At 66.5% G+C, this 22,525-nt stretch carries 22 protein-coding genes; 9 read left to right on the top strand and 13 right to left on the bottom strand.

Annotated features, from left to right (window positions below; genetic code table 11):
* Positions 1-255, bottom strand: a complete 255-nt coding sequence (gene yidD / locus IFT65_RS18710) for a membrane protein insertion efficiency factor YidD (RefSeq protein WP_223203044.1) — start codon at positions 253-255, stop codon at positions 1-3.
* Between the two features lie 374 nt (positions 256-629).
* Here yidD and dksA point away from each other — a divergent pair, with 374 nt between their 5' ends.
* Positions 630-1,865: an RNA polymerase-binding protein DksA gene (gene dksA, locus IFT65_RS10490; protein WP_192081395.1), complete on the top strand. Its 1,236-nt coding sequence runs from the start codon at positions 630-632 to the stop codon at positions 1,863-1,865.
* A 250-nt stretch (positions 1,866-2,115) separates the two neighbouring features.
* Here dksA and IFT65_RS10485 read toward each other — a convergent pair whose 3' ends face one another.
* Genes IFT65_RS10485 through ccmA form a run of 9 tightly spaced genes read right to left on the bottom strand, consistent with a single transcriptional unit; the run spans position 2,116 to position 8,894 of the window.
* Positions 2,116-3,120: a cytochrome C biogenesis protein gene (locus IFT65_RS10485; RefSeq protein WP_342365879.1), complete on the bottom strand. Its 1,005-nt coding sequence runs from the start codon at positions 3,118-3,120 to the stop codon at positions 2,116-2,118.
* Positions 3,117-3,548, bottom strand: a complete 432-nt coding sequence (locus tag IFT65_RS10480) for a cytochrome c-type biogenesis protein (RefSeq protein WP_249405138.1) — start codon at positions 3,546-3,548, stop codon at positions 3,117-3,119. Before IFT65_RS10480 ends, IFT65_RS10485 begins: the two co-directional genes overlap by 4 nt.
* 37 nt (positions 3,549-3,585) lie before the next feature.
* A complete protein-coding gene (locus tag IFT65_RS10475) occupies positions 3,586-4,203 on the bottom strand; it encodes a DsbE family thiol:disulfide interchange protein (protein WP_192081393.1) in 618 nt (205 codons plus the stop codon).
* A 14-nt stretch (positions 4,204-4,217) separates the two neighbouring features.
* Complete coding sequence (locus tag IFT65_RS10470; protein WP_188326823.1) at positions 4,218-6,137, bottom strand: heme lyase CcmF/NrfE family subunit; 1,920 nt, start codon at positions 6,135-6,137, stop codon at positions 4,218-4,220.
* On the bottom strand, positions 6,138-6,599 hold the full coding sequence (ccmE, locus tag IFT65_RS10465) for a cytochrome c maturation protein CcmE (protein WP_192081392.1): 462 nt from the start codon (positions 6,597-6,599) through the stop codon (positions 6,138-6,140). It abuts the gene before it with no gap.
* Positions 6,596-6,772, bottom strand: a complete 177-nt coding sequence (gene ccmD / locus IFT65_RS10460) for a heme exporter protein CcmD (protein ID WP_188326825.1) — start codon at positions 6,770-6,772, stop codon at positions 6,596-6,598. Before ccmD ends, ccmE begins: the two co-directional genes overlap by 4 nt.
* Positions 6,769-7,518 (bottom strand): heme ABC transporter permease, encoded by a 750-nt coding sequence (locus tag IFT65_RS10455; protein WP_192081391.1) that lies wholly within the window; start codon positions 7,516-7,518, stop codon positions 6,769-6,771. The genes ccmD and IFT65_RS10455 overlap by 4 nt, the downstream gene beginning before the upstream one ends.
* Before the next feature lie 48 nt (positions 7,519-7,566).
* Positions 7,567-8,262 carry a heme exporter protein CcmB gene (gene ccmB, locus IFT65_RS10450; protein WP_188326827.1) on the bottom strand — a complete coding sequence of 232 codons (696 nt, stop codon included), beginning with the start codon at positions 8,260-8,262 and terminating at the stop codon, positions 7,567-7,569.
* Complete coding sequence (gene ccmA / locus IFT65_RS10445; protein WP_249405132.1) at positions 8,259-8,894, bottom strand: heme ABC exporter ATP-binding protein CcmA; 636 nt, start codon at positions 8,892-8,894, stop codon at positions 8,259-8,261. Before ccmA ends, ccmB begins: the two co-directional genes overlap by 4 nt.
* 109 nt (positions 8,895-9,003) lie before the next feature.
* Here ccmA and IFT65_RS10440 point away from each other — a divergent pair, with 109 nt between their 5' ends.
* The 3 genes from IFT65_RS10440 (at position 9,004) to IFT65_RS10430 (ending at position 11,523) form a co-directional block, all read left to right on the top strand.
* A complete protein-coding gene (locus IFT65_RS10440) occupies positions 9,004-10,152 on the top strand; it encodes a pyridoxal phosphate-dependent aminotransferase (protein WP_188326829.1) in 1,149 nt (382 codons plus the stop codon).
* Between the two features lie 29 nt (positions 10,153-10,181).
* A complete protein-coding gene (locus IFT65_RS10435) occupies positions 10,182-10,994 on the top strand; it encodes an amidohydrolase (protein ID WP_188327234.1) in 813 nt (270 codons plus the stop codon).
* A 91-nt stretch (positions 10,995-11,085) separates the two neighbouring features.
* Complete coding sequence (locus tag IFT65_RS10430) at positions 11,086-11,523, top strand: hypothetical protein (protein WP_188326830.1); 438 nt, start codon at positions 11,086-11,088, stop codon at positions 11,521-11,523.
* A gap of 56 nt (positions 11,524-11,579) precedes the next feature.
* On the opposite strand, the gene IFT65_RS10425 is transcribed toward IFT65_RS10430, so the two are convergent.
* From IFT65_RS10425 to IFT65_RS10415, 3 genes are read right to left on the bottom strand one after another with little or no spacing between them, the layout of a single operon-like run.
* Positions 11,580-13,304, bottom strand: coding sequence for a pseudouridine synthase (locus IFT65_RS10425; protein WP_188326831.1), 1,725 nt, complete (start codon positions 13,302-13,304; stop codon positions 11,580-11,582).
* A complete protein-coding gene (scpB, locus tag IFT65_RS10420; protein ID WP_188326832.1) occupies positions 13,297-14,199 on the bottom strand; it encodes an SMC-Scp complex subunit ScpB in 903 nt (300 codons plus the stop codon). Before scpB ends, IFT65_RS10425 begins: the two co-directional genes overlap by 8 nt.
* Before the next feature lie 13 nt (positions 14,200-14,212).
* A complete protein-coding gene (locus IFT65_RS10415; protein WP_188326833.1) occupies positions 14,213-15,106 on the bottom strand; it encodes a ScpA family protein in 894 nt (297 codons plus the stop codon).
* Between the two features lie 634 nt (positions 15,107-15,740).
* Between IFT65_RS10415 and IFT65_RS10410 the strand changes: the two genes are divergently transcribed.
* The 5 genes from IFT65_RS10410 (at position 15,741) to IFT65_RS10390 (ending at position 22,496) form a co-directional block, all read left to right on the top strand.
* Positions 15,741-16,040, top strand: coding sequence for a YciI family protein (locus IFT65_RS10410; protein WP_188326834.1), 300 nt, complete (start codon positions 15,741-15,743; stop codon positions 16,038-16,040).
* Positions 16,037-16,315 (top strand): BolA family protein, encoded by a 279-nt coding sequence (locus IFT65_RS10405; protein WP_342365877.1) that lies wholly within the window; start codon positions 16,037-16,039, stop codon positions 16,313-16,315. Before IFT65_RS10410 ends, IFT65_RS10405 begins: the two co-directional genes overlap by 4 nt.
* Positions 16,316-16,460: 145 nt before the next feature.
* Entirely contained in the window at positions 16,461-17,516 is a 1,056-nt protein-coding gene (locus IFT65_RS10400; RefSeq protein ID WP_188326836.1) for a LacI family DNA-binding transcriptional regulator, read from the top strand.
* 74 nt (positions 17,517-17,590) lie between these two features.
* On the top strand, positions 17,591-20,653 hold the full coding sequence (locus IFT65_RS10395) for a TonB-dependent receptor (protein WP_192081390.1): 3,063 nt from the start codon (positions 17,591-17,593) through the stop codon (positions 20,651-20,653).
* 238 nt (positions 20,654-20,891) lie between these two features.
* A complete protein-coding gene (locus IFT65_RS10390) occupies positions 20,892-22,496 on the top strand; it encodes a glucoamylase family protein (protein WP_188326838.1) in 1,605 nt (534 codons plus the stop codon).
* The last annotated feature ends 29 nt before the right edge of the window (positions 22,497-22,525 follow it).

Genomic DNA, 22,525 nt, shown 5'->3' with positions numbered 1-22,525 from the left:
TCAGTGGTTTCCTTTACAGCGGCAGGCAGGGTCGTCGGTGCGCTCGGGCACCGGATCGAATCCGCCGGGATGGAAGGGATGGCAGCGGCCGATGCGGCGCACGGCAAGCCAGCTGCCGCGCAGCGGCCCGTGGCCGGCGATGGCCTGCATGGCATATTCGGAACAGCTGGGGAAAAAGCGGCAACGCGGCCCGAGCAACGGGCTGATGAAGCGCTTGTAGAAGCGCAGCACGGCGATGAGCAGGTGGGAGATCACCCGTTCATAGTAAAACGTGGTCCGTCCTTTGGGGTGAATCGCGGCGGCATGGCAGTCGGCGGCCTCAGGGCCCCCACAAGGACGTTGTCGCCCATTCAGTAGAGGCGACGCAGCGGGCATGGTTGGCAGCGGCGCGTATTTGTCGCAGGATGGGCCGTTGGCTGCCGCGCGCGTCCTGCGCCGCAGCCATGCCGGTGGCATGATCCGCCGGCCACGTTCCGTGCCGCGCGGGTGGTGAAGCGGGTCTGGGACAGCATGGGGTCCTGCAGTGGGAGGGCCGTGTGTGCGTCCTGTCACGCGGTTGCTGCTGTCGGCCGGGTAGGCTATAAAGGCCCGCTTTCCCGGGCCCCGGGGAATCCAAGGAAGAGCGTTTCGTGGCTGCTAAAAAAACTGCAAAGAAGGCCGTCAAGGCCGCCAAGAAAACCGCCAGCCCTGTTGCGAAGAAAACGGCGGCCAAGTCTGTAGCGAAGAAGCCGGCCAAGCCGGTAGTGAAGACAGCGAGCAAGCAGGGAACAGCCAGGACGGCGGCAAAAAAGGCCCCGGCAGCGAAGGCGCCGGCAAAGAAGGCGGTGGCCAAGGCAGCACCCGTCAAGGCGGCACCCGCCAAGGCAGTCAAGACGGCCAAGGTGGCCTCCAAGCCTGCGAAGTCCACCGGCAGAACGACGGCCGGCAAGGGCGTCGTCAGCACGTCGGCGGCAAAGAAGACCGCGGCCAGTAAGGCCCCGGTAAAGAAGGTTTCCAAGGTCGCCACGGCGACCAAGGCCGCCAAGCCGGTTACCGGCAAGGCGTCCGTCAACAAGCCGTCGGCCCGTCCGGCGGTGAAGAAGTCCGCGCCGGCCTCGCCGGTGGTGGGCAAGGCCGCGAGCAAGCCGGCAGGCAAGCCAGCGGCGGCGCCCGCAGTGAAGTCCGTACCGAAGCCGGCCCCGCCGGCTCCGGCCAAGTCTGTCCCGGCCAGTAACGCGGTCGCTGCGGCACCTGCAAAGGCTGCCAACGCAACTGCCAAGAAGGCCCCGCAAATCAAGAATCCCGTGCCCGTTTCGAAATCGCCCGCGAAAACTCCAGTGAAATCCGATGCCGCCCCGAAGACCGCAACCCGCCCGGTGGGCAAGGTTGCCGTGGCAGTGACCGCCCGCTCGACCGCTCCGGCGCCGCGCAGCAAGTACAAGGTGGTCGAGTACAAGACCGACGAAGCCACCGGCCGTCCGATCCTGCCTACCGGTTACAAGCCGGGTGCGGAAGAGGAATACATGAGCCCGCTGCAGCAGGAGTACTTCCGCAAGCGCCTGCAGGACTGGCGCGCCGACCTGGTGGAAGAATCCAAGCAGACCATCGAGAACCTGCGCGAGGAAGTGCGTGACATCGGCGATGAAGCCGAGCGCGCGACCCGCGAGACCGAGAACTCGCTGGAACTGCGTACCCGAGACCGCTACCGCAAGCTCATCGGCAAGATCGACAGCACGCTCAAGCGCCTGGAAGCCGGTGACTACGGTTACTGCGTGGATACGGGTGAAGAAATCGGCCTGGATCGCCTTGAGGCGCGCCTGACCGCTGAGCGCACCATCGACGCCCAGGAGCGTTGGGAACACATGCAGAAGCAGCAGGGCGACTAAGCCCTGGCTGCGCAAGCGGAATCAAAAAGCCCGGCTCACGCCGGGCTTTTTCGTGGGCGGCAGGATTCCGCCGAGCACGGCTCGGCGCTACCAGACGAGGCTCATGCGCAGTATCAGGCGAGAGTAGCGCCGACCCATGGTCGGCGAGCGCAGCGGGCCGTCGGCGCAGGCCGTTACCGCGCGTGCAGTATCAGGCGAGGGTAGCGCCGACCCAGGGTCGGCGAGCGCAGCGGGCCGTCGGCGGACCGTGTCACCGCAGCTGCAGCTGCAGCTCGCCGGACTGCGGCAGCTGCACGGTCACCGGTTCGCTTTCCAGGTCACCCTCGGTGTGCGACGCCGTCCCTGCGCGCGACAGGCGGGCCAGTACCTCCACGCGTGCGTGGGTAGACAGCGGCTGGGTCGGCATCGGGCTGTCGGCGTCGCTGAGCGTGACGCTGGACGGCAAGGCGTCGAGAGGATAACGGCGCACCGCCACCGGCATTGGCGGGCCCCCCGGGGCACGCGCCAGCACGAACAGGGCCGTTCCCTGCGGCCACTGCGCGGGATCAAAGCCAGCGGGCAGCGCAATGCGCACGCTCAGCAGCGGATCGGCGTTTCGCTGTGCCGGGGCCGGGCCCGGCGCGGGTACCTCGGTGCCGGCCGCGGCGCGTGCGATCGCCAGCTGCTGTTCCAGCGCCGTGGCCGCACCGGGCTGCAGCCGCGGCAACAAGGCCGACCACACCTTGACCGCTTCTGCATCGCGCCCGCGTTGGCGCAGCGCGATGCCCAGCAGCCAGGCGGCGCGCTCGGCGTCGGGTTGCACCGTCAGTGCATGCTGCAGCCACTGCAGTGCCGTGTCATCGAACCGCTTCGCGGCGTCGGCCTGCGCGCGAGCCTGTGCCGCTTCGACCAGCAGACCGGCATCATCCGGTGCCAAGGCGGCCGCACGGGCGAACGCATCGGCCGCCGCTGCGCTCTGGCCAAGCTCGCTGCGTGAGCGGCCCAGCAGTGCCCAGCCGTCGGCGCGCTGTGGCTCGCGCTGCAGCGAGGCCTCCAACGCTTCCACGCCTTGGCGAAGATCGGCCATGGACGGTGCGGCGGGCTGCTGCGCGGCGCGTGGATCGCCGACCAGCAGGTACAGGCTGGCGCTGACGATACCCAGACTGAGGCACGCCGCCATGAAGCCGGTGCGCCCGCGCTGTCGCAGCGGCCACAGCACGCAGGCGGCCAGCGCGACGCCGGCCAGCCCGGACAGCAGGGCAAGCCAGAGCGTCACCAGCCGTCTCCGCGTGCGTCATCCACCACCACGGCGCTGCCGCGACGGCGCACCAGCCGCCACAACAGCACGCCGCCGCCGAGCAGGAACAGCAGCGGCCCGCCCCACAGCAACCAGGTGCCCGGTTGCAGGGTGGGTTGATAGAGCACGAACTCGCCGTAGCGCTGCACCAGGAACTGCTTCACTTCGGCATCGTCATGGCCCTGGTGGATGAGCTCCAGCACCTCGCGGCGAAGATCCTGGGCGATCTGCGCGTTGGAATCGGCCAGCGACTGGTTCTGGCACTGCACGCAGCGCAGTTGCGCGGCCAAGGCATGGAAGCGCGCCTCTTCGGCGGCATCGGCGAACTGCAGCGGGCGCGCATCGTGCACCGGCTGCTGCGCACGCGTGGCGGTGCAGAACAGCGAAGCCACCAGCAGCACGGCCATCAGCAGGCCGTTGGCGAGCAGGCCCAGGCCGCGGCGGTCAGGGCGTGGCGCGCAGCGCATTGCCGGCATCGGCCTGGGCCTTTTCGATCTGTTCCAGCGCCGGGATCAGCTTCTGGTCGACGACGGCCTGGGTCATCGCGCCACTGTATTTCCAGCGCACCACGCCACTGCCGTCCACCAGGAAGGTCTCCGGTGCGGCGGTGATGCCCCAGTCGATCGCGGTGCGGCCTTCGATATCGCTCAGCACCACCATGAACGGGTTGCCCAGCTGCTCCAGCCAATGCAGTGCATCGGTGGGCTCGTCCTTCCAGTTGTAGCCGATCACGCGCACGCGCTTGCTTTCGGCAAAGCGGGTCAGCACCGGATGTTCTTCGCGGCACGCCGCACACCAGCTGCCCCATACGTTCAACAGGTACGGGGCGCCGCGCAGTTCTTCGCTGCGCACCATGATGTCCGGGTCATGCAGCACCGGCAGGCTGAACGCCGGTGCCTGTTTGCCGATCAGCGGCGAAGGCAGTACATCACGTTGTGGATCGTCGCTCTTCATCACCCCGTACACCATCAGCCCGAGCAGGCCGAAGAAGAACAGCACGCCGATCACGATGGCTACCGGCGGCAGCGGGCGGGAGGGGCGGGGGGCAGGGGATTCGGACATGGACAACGCAACTCCTAACGACGACGGAAACGACGATCAGCCGCAGCAACCAGGCCACCGAGCGCCATCAACAGCGCCCCGAGCCAGATCCAGCGTACGAACGGCTTGATATGCACGCGTACGGCCCATGCATTGTTGCCCAGCGGTTCGCCCATTGCTACGTACACGTCACCCGACAGCCGCGCATCGATGCCGGCTTCGGTCATCACCTGCCCGCCGCTGGCGTACAGGCGTTTTTCCGGGTGCAGCAGGGCCAGCTCACGCCCATCGCGGAACACGCGCAGGTGGCCGCGGTCCGCGCTGAAGTTCGGCCCCTCGCGGTGGTCCACGCCTTCGAAGCGGATTTCGTGGTCACCCACCACTACGGTCTGTCCCGGTGCGAGGGCCACCTCGCGTTGCACGTTCAGCGCCTCCACCAGCAACGCGCCGGCCAGGAACACCGCGACCCCGGCGTGGCCCAGCAGCATGCCGACCATCTCGGCGGTGAAGCGGCCGTTGCCGCGCAGCCGCTGCCAGATGAAGCGTGCAGTGCCGAGTCCCACCCAGGCGGCCGCGCCCACGCCCAGCCCGACCTTCCAGCCATTCTGCGGTGCGTGCCACCAGGCGACGGCCGCCAGCAGCACGGCCAGCAGCAGCCACGGGGCCAGCAGCGCAAGTGCGCGCGACGGCTGGTCGCGCTGCCAGTTGACCAGCGGTCCGAACGGCAGCAGCAGCACCAGCGGCGCCATCAACAGCAGGAACAGACTGCCGAAGTAGGGGGGACCCACGGAAATCTTGCCCATGCCCAAGGCATCGGCCAGCAGCGGATACAGCGTGCCCAGCAGCACCATGGCGCAGGCACAGGCCAGCAGCAGGTTGTTGGCCATCAACAGGGTTTCGCGCGAGGTCGCGGTGAAGCCTCTGCGTGGATCGGCACTGTCCACGCCCATGCGGCCGGCGCGCAGCACGTACAGCAGCAGCGCACCGCCGACCAGGATGGCCAGGAACAGCAGGATGAACATGCCGCGCGACGGATCGGCAGCAAACGAGTGCACGCTGGTCAGCACGCCGGAGCGCACCAGGAACGTACCCAGCAAGGAGAGCGCAAAGGCGGTGATGGCCAGCAGCAGCGTCCAGCTGGCGAACGTTCCGCGCTTCTCGGTGACCGCCTGCGAATGGATCAGCGCCGCGCCGGCAAGCCACGGCATGAAGCTGGCGTTCTCCACCGGGTCCCAGAACCACCAGCCGCCCCAGCCGAGTTCGTAGTAGGCCCACCAGCTGCCCAGTGCGATACCCAGGGTCAGGAACGCCCAAGCGACGTTGGTCCACGGCCGCGTCCAACGCACCCAGCGCGTGTCCACGCGACCGTCCAGCAGCGCCGCGACCGCGAAGGCGAACGGTACCGAGAATCCGACGTAGCCCAGATACAACATCGGCGGATGGATGATCAATCCGGGGTCCTGCAGCAGCGGATTGAGGTCGCGGCCTTCCAGCGGCGCCGGAATCAACCGGGTGAACGGATTGGAGGTGAAGATCAGGAAGGCGAGGAAGCCGACGCTGACCAGGCCCATCACCGCCAGCACGCGCGCCTGCACATCGTCGGGCAGCTGCCGCGAGCCCAGCGCCACCGCACCGGTCCATGCCGCCAGCACCAGCGCCCATAGCAGCAGCGAGCCCTCATGGGCGCCCCACACTGCGGACCAGCGGTACACCATGGGCAGCAGGCTGTTGGAGTTCTCCGCGACGTAGCGGACGGAAAAATCCTGCTGTACGAAGGCGGCCGTCAGCACCGCGAACGCCGCGAGCACCAGCACCAGCTGCGCGAACGCGGCAGGCCGGGCGACCTGCATCCAGCTGCCGATGCGGCGATGCGCACCCACCAGAGGCAGGCTGGACTGCAGCAGCGCGGCCAGCAGGGCCAGCAGCATCAGGATCTGTCCGAGTTCGGGCAGCACTCAGCGCACCTCGGGCACGGGCACGGGCACATCGTGCTTCACGTGCGCCTCGCCCATCTTGTCGGCCAGTTCCTTCGGCATGTAGGTTTCATCGTGCTTGGCCAGTACTTCTTCGGCGACGAACTGGCCGCCCTGCAGACGTCCGGTGACCACCACGGCCTGGCCTTCGCGGAACAGATCGGGCAGGATCTGGTCGCTGCGCACGACGAGGTCCGCATCGCCATCGGTCACGGTGAAATGGGCGACCAGCGAGCCAGGCTCCCGGGTCAGAGAGCCCTTGGCGACCATGCCGCCCAGTCGGAAACGTTCGGCATTGCCGTTCTCGCCACGCAGCACTTCGGCCGGCGTATACAGATAGGCCACGTTGCGCTGCAGGGCCATCGCCACCAGCGCGGTGGCCAGCCCCGAAGCGGCCAGCAACAGCACTACCCACAGCAGGCGACGGCGGCGCTGCGGGTTCATCGCTCCAGCTCCAGCGGCCCGGTCGCGGCACTGCGCCGCGCGTCCTGGCGTTGCTGGCGCTGCCGTGCGACCTGCAGGGCCCGGCGCAGGCGCAGGCGCGAGCCGATGGCATCGACGACCAGCAGGCCGACGAATACCGCGTAGGCGCCGACGACGTAACCGAGATAGCTCATGGCGCGCCTCCCAGCTGGCGTTGTACCCAGTCCTTGCCGGCCTCGCGCTGCAGGTTGTCCGCACGCGCCTTGGCCAGCAGCGAGCCGACGAACCACAGCTTGGTGCCGATGACCATCAGCCACAGCGGCAACTGCATGCTCGCATCCAGCGTGGTCGGCCCGAACAGACGGATCGTCTGGCCCTGGTGCAGGCTGCCCCACCAGTCCACCGAATAGCGGATGACCGGTAACAGGGCAACGCCAACGATGGCCAGCAGCCCCGCGGCGCGCGCGGCATTGCGCCGGTCTTCGATGGCCATGTACAGGCCGATCACCCCGAAATACAGGAACAACAGAATGAGTTCGGTGGTCAGCCGCGGATCCCAGTCCCACCACGTGCCCCACATCGGCCGGCCCCAGATGCTGCCGGTGAGCAGGGTGACGGCGGTGAAACCGGCGCCGATCGGCGCGCAGGCCATGGCCAGCACTTCGCAGATCTTGATCTTCCAGATGAGCGCGATGGCGGCATACAGGGCCATCAGCGCGAACACAAACAGGCTCATCCACGCGCTGGGCACGTGCACGAACAGGATGCGGAAGCTGTCGCCCTGCTGGTAATCGGCGGGCACCACGAACAGCGCCTGCCACAGGCCCAGGGCCAGCACCGGCAACGAGGCGACGAGGAAGAGACGGGACCAGCGACGAGCGAAGCGGTCGAAGGTGGGCGGCGAGCCGAGTTGGTGGAACCAGCGGACGATCGGTTGCATGCGGTAGCGGCTATCCCGGGTGGTCGGTGTGGCTCGGCTCAAGAACAATCAGCTCAACGAGATGCGGATCGCCGCTGCCGTGGCCAGGGGCGCCAGCACCAGCGCGACCACCAGGCCGGCGGCGAGCATCAGCAGCGCACCCAGTGGATCCTGGCCGCGTGCGGCGGCGGCGACACTGCCTGCACCGAACACCAGCACCGGTACGTACAGCGGCAACGACAACAGTGCAACGAGGATACCAGAGCGTCGGATGCCCACCGTCAGTGCGGCGACCATGCCACCGATCAGGCTCAGCAGGGGGGTTCCCAGCAGCAACGATGCCAGCAGCATCGGCCATTGGTCATGTGGCAGATGCAGCATTTCCGCCAGCAGTGGACTGATCACGATCAACGGCAGGGCGGTGGTCAGCCAGTGCATCAGCACGCGGACCAGCACCAGCCAGGACAGCGGTACCGGGGCCAGCAGCCATTGCTCCAGCGAGCCGTCTTCGGCATCGGAACGGAACAGCGAATCCAGCGCCAACTGGCCTGCCAGCAGCACCGCCAGCCACAACACGGCCACCGCATTGGCCGCCAGCACCTGCGGGTCGCGGCCCAGCGCCAACGCGAACAGCACGACGACCAGCAGGGCGAAAAGCACCGGTTGCAGCGCATCCCCCCGCCGCCGCCAGACCAGGCGCAGGTCGCGGCTGGCAAGGGCGCGCGCGGTCTGCCACAGGCCCGGCTCGGTGCCCGGGGCGATCATGCGATCACCTGCAGCGGCAATTGCAGTTGGCGCGTCCGCACCGGCGGCGCAGCGTAGGCACCGTGGGTGGTGACCAGCGCCGCGCCACCGCCGCGCAGGTGGGCGGAAATCATCCGGTTCACCAGGTTGATGCCCTCCAGGTCGAGGTTGGCGTAGGGCTCGTCCATCAGCCATAACGGTGCCGGCGACAGCCACATGCGGGCCAGCGCCAGCCTGCGCTTCTGCCCAGCGGAAAGATGCCGCACCAGGGTGTTTTCATATCCGGCAAGGCCCACCACGGCCAGCGCACTGCCCGGCATCTGCCGCGCGCGTCGCCCATGCAGCCCGCACAGGAAGTGCAGATTTTCCAGGGTATCCAGATCCGCCTTCAGCGCGGGCAGGTGGCCCAGGTAGGCGACGAAGTGCGCACGTTCGGCGACGCCTGCGGCGCGTCCATCGATCTCGACCGTGCCTGCGGCCGGGCGCAGCAGCCCGGCCAGCACACGCAGCAGGGTGGTCTTGCCGGCGCCGTTGTCGCCCTGCACCAGCAGGGCCTCGCCTGCATCGACATGGAAGTCGAGCGGACCAAACACCGTTTCTTCGTCGCGGGAAAAACACAGGCCACGGGCGGCCAGCAGCGCAGGGGTATCCAAGGGGCGATTCTCTGCGCCGAACACGGGCCCCGATTGTAAAGGGTAGTGACGGCCGCTGGCCGTCAAGGCGCTACACTCACATGCCTGTCTTCCAACCCCGCACAGGCCGATGCAACCGCAGACCAAGCTGCCCAAGGTGGGCACCACCATCTTCACCGTGATGTCCCAGCTGGCAGCCGAACACGGCGCCGTGAACCTCGGCCAGGGCTTTCCCGACTTCAGCGCGCCGCAGCGGCTGATCGATGCCACCACGGCGGCCATGGCCGACGGTCTCAACCAGTATCCGCCGATGACCGGCGTGGCGCCGCTGCGCCAGGCCATCGCGCAGAAATCGCTGGACCTGTACGGCGCAGAGGTGGACCCGGATACGGAAATCACCGTCACCAGCGGTGCCACCGAAGCGATCTTCAACGCGATCCACGCCGTGGTACGTGCCGGCGAAGAAGTGATCGTGCTCGACCCGGCGTATGACTGCTACGAGCCGGCGATCGATCTTGCCGGCGCGCGCGCGGTGCACGTGCCGCTGGATCCGCATACCTTCGCCGTCGACTGGGATCGCGTGCGTGCGGCGATCACCCCGCGCACGCGGATGCTGATGGTCAACACACCGCACAATCCGTCCGGCGCGATGCTTGATGCGGCGGACATGCAGGCCCTGGCCGATCTGCTGCGCGGCACGGACATCTATCTGATTTCCGATGAAGTGTACGAGCACATCATCTACGACGGCCGCCGCCACGAGTCCGCCCTGCGGCATCCGGAGCTGCGCGAGCGCGCGTTCGTGATCTCCAGCTTCGGCAAGACCTACCACTGCACCGGCTGGAAGATCGGCTACGCCATCGCCCCGCCCGCGATGAGCGCGGAATTCCGCAAGGTGCACCAGTACAACACCTTCACCAGTTTCGGCCCGGCACAATATGGATTCGCGGCAATGATCCGTGATGAGCCGGAACACCACCTGCAGTTGGGGGCGTTCTACCAGGCCAAGCGTGACCGCTTCCGTGAGCAGCTGGCGCAGACGCGCCTGCAGGCGCTGCCGGTGCCCGGCGGTTACTTCCAACTGGTGGATTACTCGGCGATCAGCGACTTGCCGGACCATGAATTCGTGAAGTGGCTGACGATCGAGAAAGGCGTGGCGGCGATTCCGCTGTCACCGTTCTACGAAACGCCGCCGGCCGGCCAGCGCATCGTGCGCTTGTGCTTCGCCAAGAACGAAACGACGCTGGATGCGGCCATCGAACGGTTGGCACGGCTGTGAGCGCGGTCCCGACGAACGCACAGGGTGCTGTGCAGGACCTGCGTATCAGCCTGGTGCAGGGCGACACGCGTTGGCACGATCCGGCCGGCAACCGCACGTATTACGGTGACCTGCTGTCGCCGCTGGCGGGCCGCACCGACCTGGTGGTGCTGCCGGAAACCTTCACCAGCGGCTTCTCCAACGAGGCGATTGCCCAGGCCGAAGACATGCAGGGGCCGACCGTCGCCTGGATGCGCCAGCAGGCCGCGCAGCTGGATGCGGCGGTGACCGGCAGCGTGCAGCTGCGCGAAGGCGAGGCGGTCTACAACCGGTTGTTGTTCGCCACGCCCGATGGCGAGGTGCAGCAGTACGACAAGCGCCACCTGTTCCGTTACGGCGGTGAGCATGAGCGCTACGCCGCCGGCCGCGAGCGCCTGAGCGTGCAGTGGAAGGGCTGGCGGATCAATCCGCAGGTCTGCTACGACCTGCGCTTCCCCGTGTTCTGCCGCAACCGGTACGACGTGGAGCGGGCAGGGCAGTTGGACTTCGACCTGCAGCTGTTCGTGGCCAACTGGCCCTCGGCGCGTGCCTATGCCTGGAAGACCCTGCTGCGTGCGCGTGCGATCGAAAACCTCTGCTTCGTCGCCGCGGTCAACCGGGTGGGTGTGGACGGCAACGATCTGCACTATGCCGGCGACAGCGCGGTGATCGATTTCCTGGGCCAGGCTCAGGTGGAGGTGCGTGAGGTCGAACAGGTCGTGACGACCACGCTGTCGGCCGGTGCGCTGGCGGCACACCGCGCCCGTTTCCCGGCGATGCTCGATGCCGATGCCTTCGTGCTGGAGCAGCCGACGGCTGACTGAACCACGGGACGCGGATGGCGCAGCTGCCCCTGTCCGGAGGAGGGGGCCACTGCTAGATTTCGCGCATTCCACAACGCGGAGCACCCCTATCATGAAGTCCACCGTTTCCCTGCTGCTCGTGCTCGCTGCCTCTGCTTTCGTCGCGCCCGCCGCGCAGGCAGCGGGCAACATCGAATGCAACCTGCGCTACGACATGTCCGGTTGGTCGGTGTTCTACAAGACGGCCTCCGGTACCGGCACGATCACCTGCGACAACGGCATGACGATGCCGGTCAAGCTCAAGGTCAAGGGCGGCGGGCTGACGATCGGCAAATCGAAGATCGTCGATGGGACCGGCCGCTTCAGCGGCGCGTACTCGCCCAATGATCTGTTCGGCACCTATGCCGCCGTTGGCGCACATGCGGGCGTGATCCGCTCCAGCGGTGCAGCGGCGATGACCAAGGGCGACATCTCGCTTGCCTTGGCCGGCACCGGGAAGGGCTGGGACCTGGGCATCGACGGGACCGCGTTCACCATCGAGCGCCGCTGAAAGCCGCCACTACCCGACACAAAAAAACCCGGCCGCGAGGCCGGGTTTTTTATTGATCAGCCGCCGCGCGGGCCGCCGCCACGTCCGCGGTTGCCACCGGGGCCACCCGGACCGCGATTGCCGCCACCGGGGCCGCCGGGACCACGATTGCCGCCACCGGGACCACCCGGTCCGCGGTTGCCACCGGGACCACCCGGCCCCCGGTTGCCGCCGGGGCCACCCGCCGAGCGGTTACCGCCCGGGCCACGGTTGCCGCTGGCCGGACGGGCACTGCCGTACGGGCTGAAGCCCGGGTTGGCATGATCGGACGGGAATGACGGGGCGTTGCCCGGATGCCCATAGGGATGCTTGTTGCCCTGGCCACCCTGGCCCTGGCCGCCGCGGTTGCCACCGGCGCCGGCACCCGGCGACTTCGGCTTGGCATAACCGCCACGAGCGCCTTCACCCTGGCCCTGGCCGTAACCGCCACCCTGGCCTGGACCGCGCGCACCCGGACCCCGGGCACCCGGACCACCGGGACCGCGCGCGCCGGGGCCACCGGGACCACGGGCACCCGGACCGCGGGCAGCGCCCGGGCCGGCATTGCGGTGTCCACTCGGGCCGGTGCTGACGCCGTCCGGCACGTACCAGCTGCGGAACGCAGCCGGGTTGCCTTCCGGCAGGCCACGATCGTTCTTCTGCGGGCGGGCCTTGAACGGGCGCTGCGACTGCTTGGCAGCCGCTTCACCGCTGACCGTCAGGCCGCCCTTGAAGCCGCCACCCGGCTTGCCGCCGCGACCGCGGCCGCGGTCTTCGCGCACGTTGTCGAAGCGGCGCAGTTCGCGGCCTTCATCGGCGGTGTTGTGGCCATTGACGTAGGCCGTACCCCGACCTCCGTCACGGCCGATGCGCACCGTGGTCTTGGCAGCGCGACGCTGACCGATCACCGGCTGCAGCGTCAGCGCCGAGGGTGCGCCTTCTTCCAGCTTGAGGTCGGCGCGCAGGGCGTCGACCTGTGCGGTCGTCAGCTCCACGGAATGACCACGGACCAGTTCGCGGGGCAGGCTGACCTTGCCGTAGCGCGTGCGCTTCAGCCGGCTCACCTGGCAGCCCTGCGATTCCCACAGGCGACGGACTTCGCGGTTGCGGCCTTCCTTCACCACCACGCGGAACCAGTCGTGGGAATCGGTGCCGCCGATGCGTTCGACTTCGTCGAACTTGGCCGGGCCATCTTCCAGTGCCACGCCGCGCTGCAGGCGCAGGATGGTGTTGTCGTCGACCTTGTCCTGGCCTTCCGGGGCACGCACGCGCACCACGTACTCGCGCTCGACTTCGAAGGACGGGTGCATCATGGCGTTGGCCAGCTCACCGTCGGTGGTCGCCAGCAGCAGGCCGGTGGTGTTGATGTCCAGGCGGCCGACGGCGATCCAGCGTGCGCCCTTCAGTGCCGGCAGCGACTCGAACACGGTCGGGCGGCCTTCGGGATCTTCGCGGGTGGTCACTTCGCCTTCCGGCTTGTTGTAGACCAGCACGCGCGACGGCTCGGCCAGGGCGGTGGCGACGAAGCCGCGGCCATCCAGCTCGATACGGTCGCCGCTGCGCACGGACATGCCGGTCTGCGCGACTTCGCCATTGACCTTGACCAGGCCCTCGGCGATGCGCTGTTCCAGCGCGCGGCGCGAGCCCAGGCCGGCCTGCGCCAGCACCTTGTGCAGGCGCTCTTCCAGCTTGAACTGTTCGGAGGTGGCTTCACGCTTCAGCGAGAGCTTGTTCAACGAAGGCTTACGGGGGGTGTCACTCATTAACTTTGGCTCCAGCCGACGTTTCGTCATCGGCCTCTGGTTCGGAATCGGCTAGGTCAACAGCCACGGTCGTCATCGCGACGGCGTTGTCTTCGCTTTCGTTCACTGGCGCCGCGCGCGTTCCCGGCGCGGTTTCGGGGTGCCCGTTTTCGGTGGGCGAAGGTGCTTGCTCATCAGGGTCCGCCGCCACGGGGGCGTCGGATGAATCGGGTGCGGCATCGGCGCCATCGGCGGCCAGGGTGCCTTGGTCGTCACTGCCATCGGCGGCGGTGTCATCGTTTGCGGCCAGGTCCGGGCTGCCTGCACTCGCCGTCAGGGGCGCGTCGGGCTGCCCATCGGCGCCAAGCGGCAACTGCGGTTCCAGGTCGGCCAGGTCGCGCAGCTCGGACAGCGGCGGCAGCTCGTCCAGCCGCTTCAGGCCGAAGTAATCCAGGAATCCCTTGGTCGTGCCGAACAGGGCCGGCCTGCCGGGCACGTCGCGGTGGCCGACCACGCGGATCCATTCGCGCTCTTCCAGGGCCTGGATGATATTGCTGCTGACCGCTACACCGCGCACCTGCTCGATCTCGCCGCGGGTGATCGGCTGCCGGTAAGCGATCAACGCCAGGGTTTCCAGCGTGGCACGCGTGTAACGGGTCTTGCGTTCGGTCCACAGCCGGCTGATATGGCTGTGGACTTCAGCGGTGACCTGGTAACGGAAGCCGGAGGCGACCTCCACCAGTTCCACGCCGCGTTCCGCACAGGCCTCACGCAGGTATTCCAGCGCGCGCTCGACACTGCCGGCCGGTGCCGGCTCGTCTTCCGGGAACAGCTCCTTGAGCTGCACCAGGGTCAGCGGCTGCGCAGATGCCAGCAGGGCGCCTTCGACGATACGGTTGATCAGCGGTTGATCCATCGGCAGTTCGGGCTCACTCAGCGTCGTTGTCGTCGAATTCGCTGCTGAAGGACAGCGGCTCATTGGTGTTTCCCGCCGCCAGCGACTTGACGTAGATCGTCGCCAGCGGGGCTTCCTGCACGATATCCAGCAGTTGTTCCTTGGCCAGTTCCAGCATTGCCAGGAAGGTGACCAGCACGCCGAGTTTTCCTTCCTCGGCGCCGAACAACGACTCGAACCGGTAAAACACGCCTTCGTCCATGCGGCCCAGCAGGTCGCCCATCCGCTGGCGCACACTCAGCGCCTCGCGTTTGATCGCGTGGCCGCTGAACAGCTCGGCGCGCTTGAGCACGTCATGCAGCGCCATCAGCATTTCCTTCAGGTCCACCGGCGGTGGCAGCTTTATCGCTGCACGATCGGGGACGAAGGCATGCACCACGGTGGTGTCGCGGTCCTGCCGGGGCAGGCTGTCGATATCCTCGGCCGCCTGCTTGAAACGTTCGTACTCCTGCAGCCGACGCACCAGCTCCGCGCGCGGATCGGCCTCGTCGCCGTCCTCGCTGATCGGCCGCGGCAACAGCATCCGCGACTTCACTTCGGCCAGTATCGCCGCCATCACCAGGTATTCCGCGGCCAGCTCGAAACGCAGCTCGCGCATCACGGTGATGTATTCCACGTACTGCCGGGTGATCTCGGCGACGGGGATGTCCAGCACGTCAAGGTTCTGCCGGCGGATCAGGTACAGCAGCAGGTCCAGTGGTCCCTCGAACGCGTCGAGGATGACTTCCAGTGCATCCGGCGGGATGTACAGGTCCTGCGGTATCTGCAGGACCGGCTGCCCATGCACCACGGCCAGCGGCATTTCCTGCTGCTGTGGATGGGGCGGCCGGGTTGACGGATTCGCGCTGGGCGCGGTTTCAGAGGTCATCTAGGGACATCAGGATTGCAACGGACCGGTCGCGGTACCGCGCAGCGCCAACAGGAGATGACCTGACAGGCGATCGCGGGAACCAGGACACGCCGGAGTCGGCGCGATTCCACACATCAATGAAGCAGGACGCACCGCATCTGCGGAAGCGACGAAACTACGGGGAGGTCGTCTACATGGTCTGGTCGGGGGCAGCGGATCGATCATCGGGGGCTTGTAGGGCCACTGATCCGACGGGACGCTGCGTCCAGCCACGTGCAATGGAAGTAGGTTACGGCTTTGCCTGGCTGCTGTCCAGCCTGCGCGGGGCAGGGGGGGCGAACGGGCTGAGCCCCCTCGCGACTGGCTGCGCTTCGGTTGGACCTGAGAGCGGCCCGGGCGGGGTGGGTTACACGGGGCACGCTGCAAGTACGTCCATGTAAGCTCCTTTCCGCCCGTCCGGGGCTCCAAGGGCCCCGTGTAACCCACCCCGCCCGGACCCCTGACCGGCTACGGGCGCTGCCGGTCGCGGATGAAGAATAAAAAAAAGCGATGGAGCGATAAGGCGGTGGCGCCGCGCCGTGGTCGGCGGCGCTGTTGCCGCTGGGGCTAGAATCACCGGCGATTCCCGTCCCGGGACAGTGAGGAGACAACCATGTGGTACGTGATCGAAGGCTATGACGCTCCGGATGTCCTGCCAGCGCGTCTGGAGGCGCGGCCTGCGCATCTTGCGCGGCTGCAGGCCCTGGTGGAGCAGGGGCGCTTGTTGGTGGCCGGCCCGTGCCCGGCGATCGACAGCGAAGATCCCGGCCCGGCGGGATTCAGCGGCAGCGTGGTGATCGCTCAGTTCGATTCGCTGCCGCAGGCGCGCGCGTGGGCCGATGCCGATCCCTACGTGGCCGCTGGCGTTTATGCGCGGACCGATGTCCGCCCGTTCCGGAAGGTGCTGCCGTGAGCAATGCGGAACGGGTCGAGCGTATTCGTGCGGCACTGCAGCAATCGCTGGCCCCTGTGCACCTCGATGTGGAGGATGACAGCCACCGTCATGCGGGCCATGCAGGGGCCCGCGACGGGCGCGGTCACTTCAATGTGCACGTGGTCAGTGCCGCCTTTGAAGGTATGGGCGCACTTGCGCGGCATCGGGCCGTGTACGCTGCCGTTGGCAGCATGATGGATACCGATATCCATGCGTTGTCGATCAACGCACAGACCCCGGCCGAGGCTGGCTGATCCCTGTCCGCTCTTGTCCCGTGGCGTCGTGGTGACGTCCCGCCAGGACAGCGGGCGGGCGTCGAATGACAATCAGGACTAACGGAGTGTTTACATTGGACATTGGAAACGCTTACATTCCGCGCCAAGCCGAATGGCTCAAGTCGTGGAGGGCGACTTCGTGAACAAGGCAGCGATCACCATCAAGGATGTCGCACGGGAAGCCAAGGTCTCAGTGGCCACGGTTTCGCGCGCGCTCAACGGACACGAAAATGTCGCCGAGCCGGTTCGCCAGCTGGTGCTGGAGGTGGCTGCGCGCCTGCGCTACACCCCGCATGCCGCGGCGCGCAGTCTCAGCAGCCGCCGCACCAATACGGTGGGCGTGGTGCTGCCTGATCTTTACGGCGAGTTCTTCTCCGAACTGATGCGTGGCATCGACCAGATCGCCCGTGTGCGCCGCCAGCATCTGCTGGTGTCCAGTTACCACGGTGACCAGGAACAGCAGGGTGCGGCGCTGCGCGCGATGCGCGGCCGCGTGGATGGCCTGCTGGTGCTGTCGCCGTATGCCGAAAGCCCGGGTTTCCTGACCGACAACCTGCCGCAGTCGTTGCCCACCGTTCTGATCAACACCTATCTGCCCGACCAGGACCATCCTGTGTTGAGCATCGATGACCATGCCGGTGCGGTGGCGATGACCCGCCATCTGCTGGACGTCGGTCACCGACGCATTGCATTCATTTCAGGCCCGGACTCCAACTACGATGCGCGCGAACGCCTGCGAGGCTTCCGTGACGCGCTCACTGCCTTCGGCGCGCAGGCGCAGGGGATCGAGTTGCCCGGTGATTTCGACGAAGCTTCCGGCCATCGTGCCGGTCAGGAGTTGCTGGCAGCGGGGACGCTGCCCGACGCGGTGTTCGCAGCCAACGACATGATGGCGCTGGGGTGTCTGTATGCGTTCGCGCAGGCAGGACTTAAGGTGCCGGACGATGTGGCGTTGGCCGGATTCGATGACATTCCGCTGGCCCGTTTCGTTCACCCGTCTTTGACGACGATGCAGGTGAGTATCGCCGAGCTTGGTGACATGGCGATGACGCGCCTCATGCAGTTGATGGATTCAAAAACCACGGAAGGAGCGGGCGACAAGCAGACGCTGGTGCCGCGACTGATCGTGCGTGATTCAAGTAAGTGCAAGCCCAGGAACGAGACGCCATCCGGCCGCTGAAGCCGGAGGCATTACCTTTTTGTTTGACATGAAAGGGGCGGCCATGACGGTCGCCACCACCCCCGGAGATTTTCATGATGCATCTCAATAACCATCGTCGGATGCCGGCTCGCCGCCTGCTGACCTGTGCCCTGGCCAGTTGCCTGGTGTTCGCCGCTGCCCCGGACGTGATGGCCCAGTCGGCCAACGCGAGCCTGCGTGGCCAGGTCGCTTCGGCCCAGGCCGGCAGCGAAGTGGTCGCCACCAACGTGGCCACCGGCACCGTGCGTCGCGGCACTGTCCGCGCCGACGGCAGCTACTCGCTGATGGGCCTGGACCCGGGCACCTATGACGTGGTGGCCAACGGCCAGACGCAGAAGGTCACCGTGACCGTGGCCTCGACCGCGACGCTGAACTTCAGCGGCGCCCAGGCGGCTGCGCCGGCCGATGGCAGCGCGACCAACCTCGATGCGATCACCGTCGTGGCACCGACCCTGTTGCAGGAAGTGCGCACCTCTGAAGTCGGCAAGACCGTCAGCCTGCAGCAGATCCAGACCACCCCGCAGGTGTCGCGCAACTTCCTGGAATTCGCCGACGCGGTTCCGGGCCTGATCTTCACCCGTGATGCGAAGGGCAACACCTCGCTGCGCGGCGGTGCCACCAACTCCGACGGCACCAACGTGTACATCGACGGCGTGGGCCAGAAGAGCTACGTCAAGGGCGGCGGCGTGGCCGGCCAGTCCGGCAGCGCCGGCAACCCGTTCCCGCAGCTGGCGATCGGTGAATACAAGGTCATCAGCGGCAACTACAAGGCCGAATACGGTCAGGTCTCCAGCGCGGCCGTGACCGCGGCGACCAAGTCCGGTACCAACGAGTTCAAGGGTGAAACCTTCTACCGTTACACCAACGAAGACATGCGCGCCAAGACCCCGGCCGAACGTCAGCCGGGCCAGAGCAAGGAAGCGTCGGCCGAGAAGGAATACGGTTTTGCATTGGGTGGCCCGATCATCCAGGACAAGGCCCACTTCTTCGTGACCTATGAAGCCAAGCGCTTCGACCTGCCGGTCACCATCGCCCCGGAAGGTTCGGTCACCAACCGCGTCGGCCTGCTGCCGGCAGACGCCGCCGCCGGCCTCGGCCCGGCCAGCCAGCCGTTCCAGCAGGACCTGATCTTCGCCAAGATCGACTTCGAGCCGACCGACAACGATCGCATCGAACTGAGCTTCCAGGATCGCGACGAGACCCAGCAGCAGTTCAGTGGTCAGACCGCGCCGGAAGCCGGCCGTGAAGTGGTCAACACCGACCGTCGTTACGCGCTGCGCTGGAACCACAGCGGTGAGCGTTTCTACAACGAAATGATGCTCACCCACGAAGACTCGTTCAACAATCCGACCCCGCTGACGCTGGCCAACGGCTTCACCTACACCGCACCGGACGGCACCGAAGACCGCACCCTGGTGAAGATCGGTGGCGCATCGGCGCTGGATTCGCAGGTGAAGGGCCAGAAGGGCTGGGCGATTGAAGACAACCTGACCCTGGATGGCATCACCTGGAATGGTGACCACACCATCAAGATGGGCGCCAAGTACAAGGAAATCGACCTGTACGCATCGGATGCGGCACAGATCAACCCGGCGTTCACCTATACGCTGGGCGATCCGGACTTCCCGTCCGACATTCCGTACAAGGCGCAGTTCGTCAAGCCGGTGACCGGCGTGTCGGGCGTGTCCGGCGAAGTGCGTTCGAAGTCCAAGCAGATCGGCCTGTTCATCCAGGACGACTGGCAGGTCAACGACCACCTGCAGCTGAACCTCGGCCTGCGCTGGGACTACGAAAAGACCCCGGCCTACCTGGACTTCGTGACCCCGCAGGCAGTGGTCGACGCGATCTACTCGCAGGATCCGCGCGCTGCTGCTGGCCAGACCTACGCCGATTCGCTGGCGCTGGGTGGCCTGGACATCAGCCAGTACATCAGCACCGGCAAGAACCGCAAGGCGTTCAAGGATGCCTGGCAGCCGCGCATCGGCTTCTCGTATGACATCAACGCCGACGAGCAGCACGTGTTCCACGGCGGTGCCGGTCGTTCGTACGATCGCGACCTGTTCGACAACCTGCAGCTGGAAACCACCAAGCTGGCCCTTCCGCAGCCGACCATCTACTTCCGCAATCCGAACACCGGCACCTGCCTCAATGGCCAGGCCGCCTGCTATGACTGGAACCCGAACCTGCTCAACGGCATCGGCAACCTGCAGTCGCTGGTCGGTTCGACCAGCAATGCCGGCCTGGAAGTGGACCTGCTGAACAACAACCTGAAGGTGCCGTACTCCGATCAGTTCAGCTTCGGCATGAGCAACCAGGTCGGCGATTGGCTGACCGATGCGACCATCTCCCGCACCCTGAGCTACGATGGCTTCGCCTTCACGCTGGGCAACCGTTACCCGACCGGTCAGTTCTTCGATGACCCGCGTCTGTGCGGTGGCTCCGACCCGGGCCTGAGCCAGGCCTGGAGCTGCAACGTGCCGGGCTTCGGCAGCCTGATCATCGGCCAGCAGGGCATCAAGACCCGCGCGACCCAGCTGCTGCTGTCGGCGCAGAAGCCGTTCACCCAGGAAAGCGGCTGGGGCTCCTCGATCGCTTACACCTGGACCACCGCACGCCACAACCGCGACATCAATGAGAAGTACGCGTTCGACCGTGGCCTGATCGAGGACTACCCGACCATCCGCTCCAACGGCGCTCCGCGTCACCGCCTGGTGGTCACCGGTTCGTATGCCGGCTTCTGGGGCATCACCTTCGGCGGCAAGGTCACCCTGGCCACGCCGACCGCGGTGAACGACTGGTACCCGGTCACCCAGTCGACCGGCTTCGACCTGCCGACCCCGGGTGCCGCAGTGCCCAACGGCAACGGCAAGTTCCTGCTCGGTGGCAAGATCTTCGGCTACCGTTCGGTCGACCTGCAGGCGACGAAGACGTTCAAGATGGCGCACGAGACCGAGCTGTACGCTCGTATCGACATCATCAACGTGTTCAACTTCGACAACTTCTCCAACTACAACTACACCAAGACCAACGGCAAGTTGCTGGCCAGCTACAACGAGACCGGCGACATCGTCGGTACCCCGCGTCAGGTGAAGGCCGAAGTCGGCTTCCGCTTCTGATCCAGGGGGGTTGAGAGGAACCGCGGTGCCGCCTTCGGGCGGTACCGTGGGCAGGCAATGGCGGATCTTCGGATCCGTCCATTGTCCAGCCCGCTGCCAGTGAGGGGGCAGCGGGCTGGGCAATGATCCATCGGTCCCGACCACCGCAGGTGGTTTTTTTCGGGGCAGATATGTAAACGATTTCAAGTCATGGGACGTTATGCTCTGTACTCTTGAACAGCAAAAAAGGAAGGGGCCGATGCGGGTACGCCACGTGTTGACTGTCGCGTTGTTCGGCCTGGCCACCGTCGGCTGCAAGCCACAAGCGGCGCCGGAGCCGGTCAAGCCAGCCCCCCAGGTGATCCTGGTCGAGGCGGACCTGCCGCCGCGGCCGATGAAGCCGGAACTGCCGCCGCTGTTCGATGACATCGAGCGCCGCACGTTCCAGTTCTTCTGGGATACCACCAACGAGATCAACGGGCTCACCCCGGACCGCTATCCTTCGCGTCCGTTCGCCAGCATCGCCTCGGTCGGTTTCGCGCTGACGGCGTACCCGATCGGCATCGAAAATGGCTGGGTCAGCCGTAACCAGGCGGTCGAGCGCACGCTGACCACCCTGCGATTCCTGCGCGACGTGCCGATGGGCCCGCAGCGCACCGGCAAGGGCGGCTACAAGGGCTTCTATTACCACTTCCTGGACATGCAGCAGGGTCAGCGTTACGACAGTTGGGTCGAGCTGTCCTCGGTGGATACCGCGCTGCTGATGATGGGCGTGCTGTTCGCGCAGTCGTATTACGACGGTGGCGACAGCCGCGAGAAGGAAATCCGTGACATCGCCGACACCCTGTACAAGCGGGTGGACTGGCCGTGGCTGCAGGAACGCGCCCCGCTGATCTCGATGGGCTGGTTCCCGGAAAGCGGCACCATTGAACACGACTGGATGGGCTACAACGAGGCGATGATCGTCTACATCCTGGCCTTGGGGTCGCCCACCCATCCGGTCAGCCCGGATGCGTGGACGGTGTGGACACGGACCTATGACAACGACTGGGGCGTGTACCAGGGCCAGGAATACCTGTCCTTCGGCCCGCTGTTCGGTCATCAGTACAGCCACGTCTGGATCGACTTCCGTGACATCCAGGATGCGTACATGCGCGAGCGTGGCAGCACCTATTTCCTCAACAGCCGTTCGGCGGCGCTGGCACAGCGCGAGTACGCCATCAGCAACCCGATGAACTGGAAGGAATACGGCCAGAACGTGTGGGGCCTGACGGCCAGCGACGGGCCGCAGAACACCACGCAGGAGTATCGCGGCGAGCAGCGCCAGTTCCGCCATTACTCTTCGCGTGGCGCGGGCCTGCGCGAGAATTTCGACGACGGCACGATCGCCCCGACTGCGGCGATCTCGTCGATCGTGTTCGCCCCGGAAGAGGTGATCCCGGCCACCCAGGAAATGCACAAGCGCTTCGGTGACTACATCTATTCCAGCTACGGGTTCCTGGATTCGTTCAACCCCAGCTTCAACTACGACATCCCGATCAAGACCGGGCGGATGGTGCCTGATCGTGGTTGGGTGGCCAGTGATTACATCGGCATCGACCAGGGCCCGATCCTGACCATGATCGCCAACTACCGTAATGATTTCGTGTGGGAGGTGATGAAGAAGAACCCCCACATCCGCAAGGGGCTGGAGCGCGCTGGATTCAGCGGCGGCTGGCTGACCCCCGAAGGCGAGCAGCAACCGCTGCAGCTGGAGAAGGACGAACAGGCCGCCGGCGCACGCGCTGTTGGTATTGCAGAATCGCGCGCTGCCGCGGCACAGGAACAGAAGAATGCATCCCGCAACAACAACCCCGGCAAGTAAGCCGGTGGCCGCAGTGAAATCCGTCGCCC

Source organism: Stenotrophomonas sp. CFBP 13725, assembly GCF_014841935.1.
GTDB lineage: Bacteria > Pseudomonadota > Gammaproteobacteria > Xanthomonadales > Xanthomonadaceae > Stenotrophomonas.
This window is presented reverse-complemented; position numbering and strand designations above follow the sequence as displayed.

Excerpts from the sequence above, each read along its gene's own strand:
- IFT65_RS10480 (WP_249405138.1), bottom strand. The coding sequence starts at position 3,548 with ATGGCCGTGCTGCTGGTGGCTTCGCTGTTCTGCACCGCCACGCGTGCG.
- IFT65_RS10475 (WP_192081393.1), bottom strand. The coding sequence starts at position 4,203 with ATGTCCGAATCCCCTGCCCCCCGCCCCTCCCGCCCGCTGCCGCCGGTA.
- ccmE (WP_192081392.1), bottom strand. The coding sequence starts at position 6,599 with ATGAACCCGCAGCGCCGCCGTCGCCTGCTGTGGGTAGTGCTGTTGCTG.
- ccmD (WP_188326825.1), bottom strand. The coding sequence starts at position 6,772 with ATGAGCTATCTCGGTTACGTCGTCGGCGCCTACGCGGTATTCGTCGGC.
- IFT65_RS10455 (WP_192081391.1), bottom strand. The coding sequence starts at position 7,518 with ATGCAACCGATCGTCCGCTGGTTCCACCAACTCGGCTCGCCGCCCACC.
- ccmB (WP_188326827.1), bottom strand. The coding sequence starts at position 8,262 with ATGATCGCCCCGGGCACCGAGCCGGGCCTGTGGCAGACCGCGCGCGCC.
- IFT65_RS10440 (WP_188326829.1), top strand. The coding sequence starts at position 9,004 with ATGCAACCGCAGACCAAGCTGCCCAAGGTGGGCACCACCATCTTCACC.
- IFT65_RS10430 (WP_188326830.1), top strand. The coding sequence starts at position 11,086 with ATGAAGTCCACCGTTTCCCTGCTGCTCGTGCTCGCTGCCTCTGCTTTC.
- IFT65_RS10425 (WP_188326831.1), bottom strand. The coding sequence starts at position 13,304 with ATGAGTGACACCCCCCGTAAGCCTTCGTTGAACAAGCTCTCGCTGAAG.
- scpB (WP_188326832.1), bottom strand. The coding sequence starts at position 14,199 with ATGGATCAACCGCTGATCAACCGTATCGTCGAAGGCGCCCTGCTGGCA.
- IFT65_RS10415 (WP_188326833.1), bottom strand. The coding sequence starts at position 15,106 with ATGACCTCTGAAACCGCGCCCAGCGCGAATCCGTCAACCCGGCCGCCC.
- IFT65_RS10410 (WP_188326834.1), top strand. The coding sequence starts at position 15,741 with ATGTGGTACGTGATCGAAGGCTATGACGCTCCGGATGTCCTGCCAGCG.
- IFT65_RS10395 (WP_192081390.1), top strand. The coding sequence starts at position 17,591 with ATGATGCATCTCAATAACCATCGTCGGATGCCGGCTCGCCGCCTGCTG.
- IFT65_RS10390 (WP_188326838.1), top strand. The coding sequence starts at position 20,892 with ATGCGGGTACGCCACGTGTTGACTGTCGCGTTGTTCGGCCTGGCCACC.